The sequence below is a fragment of the Komagataeibacter xylinus NBRC 15237 genome (assembly GCF_001571345.1).
Taxonomy (GTDB): domain Bacteria; phylum Pseudomonadota; class Alphaproteobacteria; order Acetobacterales; family Acetobacteraceae; genus Komagataeibacter; species Komagataeibacter xylinus.
Genome location: NZ_BCTP01000117.1, coordinates 1 through 1,556, shown reverse-complemented (window position 1 = coordinate 1,556; position 1,556 = coordinate 1). Strand labels below are relative to the sequence as shown.

Sequence of the window (1,556 nt, the reverse complement as noted above, 5' to 3'; positions counted from 1 at the left end):
CCTGGCTGTTCCGGACACTGGAGGACATGGCCCGGCAGATGGATGGCCCAGCTTTGTTCAATGGGGACGGAGAGGATCTGGTCTTCCATGAAGTGTGTTTTCCGCTGGCAAAGGGCGTGACGCAGAAGACGGTGGCGGACGTGCTTGACGGGATCATGGCCCTGCGACCGGAAAACCGGTCACTCTGGAACTGGCTGAAAGAGCCGATGAGCGATCCCGTGCGCAAGGCTGGACGGGATAAAAACGGGCGGTTCCTGCGCACGGAGATGGATGATGGTGCGATCGTGTTGGGCACGCTGGATCTGAAGGGGCGGCAGTTGCGGCTGCAGGTGAACTCGAAAGAGCGTGCCGAACGTGGCCGTGCCATGCTGCAGGCTGGTCTGGGAGATCTCGTGCGCGCTCCACTCACGCAGATCATGACGCCGGCGCAGGCGATGGAAGACCGGGGGACGCATGGACGGGAGGTCTCGCCAGAACTGCAGATCCCGCCCGAGGAGGAAGCCCGGATTATCGGGCAGATGCTGGAGCGGCACTATCGGCAGGTGCTTGATGAGCCAGTCCCGGCCCTGGGGGATTTGACGCCGCGCCAGGCCGTCCAGACAGCCTCAGGACGTAAAAAGGTGGCCATCTGGTTGAAGGATATCGAAAACACTACGGTCCACGCCCAAGGGAGTGGCGGTGGCATGGCTGCCTACGATTTTGGGTGGATGTGGCACGAACTCGGAATCATCAGGCTCAGGAAATAGTCCGCTTACCTGAAGGGTTTCGGGCGCCGCGAGGCGTACGAAAGTCTGGGAAGACCGAACCCGCGACACCGGGACTCAGTTATGGGGAATTTGCAACTGGCGCTACCCGGGGGAGAGCCTGAGCCAGAGCATACAGGTGCGTTTGTGGAACTGGAACGGGTTTTTGTGACCGGATCTGCATGACGCGATGACAGAACTGGCGGTGCAGACAGCGATTTTCCCGGTTTTTCCGGTGATGCGTACAGGAGCCCCGGTTTGCCGGCGCGGAGCCACTCCGACATCGGGATCGGTCATGCTGTCGTATCTGCGGGCTGTCATGGTGATCCCTTGGTTGGATCAGTCGCCCGTGGCGGCCCTCGGGGCTGGCACCAGCGGGGAAGGATCTGGATGACGACCATCGGACCACCACAACATGGGCAGGGCGGTGGCGTGACCGGTCCGGCTTCCGGGACTTCCGGCGCTGATGTGGGTATGACCTTCAGCAGGTCCCGCACCCGGGCCAGACTGGCCTTGCGGTTGGAACTGGCGAGCAGGCCATAGTGGCGGATACGATGAAATCCCCGTGGCAGGACATGCAGCATGAAGCGGTGGATGAACTCATCCGTGGCGAGTGTCATGACCTGCTGCTGCTGGGCCGTGTCCCGCCGGTAGTCCTTGTAGCGGAACGTCACGCCCTTTTCGTTGAACGCCAGGAGGCGGCGGTTCGATATGGCGACGCGGTGGGTATAGCGCGACAGGTAGGCCAGCACCGCTTTGGGACCGGCAAAAGGTGGTTTGGCATAAACGACCCAGGGTCTGGTTCGCACAGGG

At 62.0% G+C, this 1,556-nt stretch carries 1 protein-coding gene and 1 pseudogene; one reads left to right on the top strand and one right to left on the bottom strand.

Annotated features, from left to right (window positions below; translation table 11 throughout):
- Nucleotides 1-746 (top strand): annotated as a pseudogene (locus tag GXY01S_RS16635) (hypothetical protein); the annotation flags it as partial.
- A 314-nt stretch (nucleotides 747-1,060) separates the two neighbouring features.
- On the opposite strand, the gene GXY01S_RS16630 reads toward GXY01S_RS16635, so the two are convergent.
- Nucleotides 1,061-1,556 (bottom strand): IS91 family transposase (locus tag GXY01S_RS16630; protein WP_174520997.1); only part of this gene is annotated, 496 nt, incomplete at its 5' end.